Annotated in this window: 1 protein-coding gene; it reads right to left on the bottom strand. The window is 62.1% G+C overall.

Annotated features, from left to right (window positions below):
• Nucleotides 1–1,898 (bottom strand): Ig-like domain-containing protein (locus BLU64_RS16900; RefSeq protein WP_139171543.1); only part of this gene is annotated, 1,898 nt, incomplete at both ends.

Raw genomic sequence — 1,898 nt, 5'->3', positions numbered from 1 at the left:
CTGTGGTCAGCACCGGCAGTCGTGGCGTTGCCTGCACCGTCGGTAGTGGTCACTTCCGCGTGGATCTGGCTGTTACCGGCCAGCACGTCGCCCGGCACGCTGACACTCCACACATTGCCGTTATCGGAGGCCGTCACGGTGGTCTGGTAATCCTGATCGCCGATGGTCACGGTGACCGTATCGCCCACCTGCACGTCGTTGCCGACGCGGCCAGTCACATTCTGATTCTGACCGGCTTCGGCGATATTCACCGTGTTATCACCGGTGACGTTATCGATAGTGATGCTCGCTTCCGGTGCCGCCGTATCAACGGAATAACCGTGGTCGGCCGTGGCAGTCGTTGGGTTACCCGCCGCATCGGTGGTAGTGACTTCGGCATGGATCTGCGAATTACCGGCCAGCACGTCGCCCGGCACGCTCACGCTCCACACGTTGCCGTTGTCCGACGCGGTGACGGTAGTCTGGTATGCCTGATCGCCAATGGTCACGGTCACCGTATCGCCGACCTGCACGTCGTTGCCAACGCGGCCGGTGATAGCCTGCGGCTGACCGGCTTCAGCGATATTCACCGTGTTGTCACCGGTGACGTTATCGATAGTGATGGACGCTTCCGGCGCGGCGGTATCTACCGCGTAGCTGTGGTCAGCACCGGCAGTCGTGGCGTTGCCAGCACTATCGGTAGTGGTCACTTCCGCGTGGATCTGGCTGTTACCGGCCAATACCTCGCCCGGTACAGAGACGCTCCATACGTTGCCGCTATCGGAGGCGGTCACCGTAGTCTGGTATGCCTGCTCGCCGATGGTCACGGTGACCGTATCGCCGACCTGCACGTCGTTGCCGACGCGGCCAGTCACATTCTGGCTCTGACCTGCTTCGGCAATGTTCACCGTGTTGTCAGCGGTCACATCGTCGATGGTGATGGACGCTTCCGGCGCGGCGGTATCTACCGCGTAGCTGTGGTCAGCACCGGCGGTAGTGGCGTTGCCTGCACCATCGGTAGTGGTCACTTCCGCGTGGATCTGGCTGTTACCGGCCAGCACCTCGCCCGGCACGCTGACGCTCCACACGTTGCCGCTATCGGAGGCGGTGACGGTAGTCTGGTAAGCCTGATCGCCGATGGTCACGGTCACCGTGTCGCCCACCTGCACGTCGTTGCCGACGCGGCCGGTGATGGCCTGCGGCTGTCCGGCTTCGGCGATATTGACGGTGTTGTCACCGGTGACGTTATCGATAGTGATCGACGCTTCCGGCGCGACGGTATCAACGGAGTAACCGTGGTCTGCCGTGGCAGTGGTCGGGTTACCGGCCGCATCCGTGGTGGTGACTTCAGCATGAATGTCATTGTTACCGGCCAGCACCTCGCCCGGCACAGACACACTCCATACGTTGCCGTTATCGGAGGCGGTCACCGTAGTCTGGTAAGACTGATCGCCAATGGTCACGGTCACCGTATCGCCCACCTGCACGTCGTTGCCGACGCGACCGGTGATGGCCTGCGGCTGTCCCGCTTCCGCGATATTCACGGTGTTGTCTGCCGTCACATCGTCGATGGTGATGGACGCTTCCGGCGCGGCGGTATCGACCGCGTAACCATGATCGGCAGATGCCGTGGTCGGGTTACCCGCCGCATCCGTGGTGGTGACTTCGGCATGAATTTCATTATTACCGGCCAGTACCTCGCCCGGCACGCTCACACTCCACACATTGCCGTTGTCCGACGCGGTGACGGTAGTCTGATAAGCCTGATCGCCGATAGTCACGGTCACCGTATCGCCCACCTGCACGTCGTTGCCGACGCGGCCGGTCACGTTCTGGTTCTGACCCGCTTCGGCAATGTTCACCGTGTTGTCAGCGGTCACATCGTCGATGGTGATGGACGCTTCCGGCGCGGCGGTATC

It is taken from the genome of Lonsdalea quercina (assembly GCF_900107885.1).
Taxonomy (GTDB): domain Bacteria; phylum Pseudomonadota; class Gammaproteobacteria; order Enterobacterales; family Enterobacteriaceae; genus Lonsdalea; species Lonsdalea quercina.
This window is presented reverse-complemented; position numbering and strand designations above follow the sequence as displayed.